General features: G+C 69.0%; 1 pseudogene. It reads left to right on the forward strand.

The features are described 5' to 3' along the window. Positions 1-258: pseudogene (locus tag AB4Y42_RS44535) on the forward strand (NAD(P)(+) transhydrogenase (Re/Si-specific) subunit alpha); the annotation flags it as partial.

Consider the following 258-nt stretch of genomic DNA (forward strand, 5'->3'; position numbering starts at 1 on the left):
TGTCGTCGCAGGCCAACATCGCCGGGTACAAGGCGGTGCTCGTGGCCTCGAACCTCTATCCGCGCTTCATGCCGATGCTCATGACCGCCGCCGGCACCGTGAAAGCCGCGCGCGTGCTGATTCTCGGTGCCGGCGTGGCGGGCCTGCAGGCCATTGCCACGGCGCGGCGCCTGGGCGCGGTGATCGAGGCTTCGGACGTGCGCCCGGCCGTGAAGGAGCAGATCGAGTCGCTCGGCGGCAAATTCCTCGACGTGCCTT

It is taken from the genome of Paraburkholderia sp. EG286B (assembly GCF_040965655.1).
In the GTDB taxonomy this organism is placed as follows: Bacteria; Pseudomonadota; Gammaproteobacteria; order Burkholderiales; family Burkholderiaceae; genus Paraburkholderia.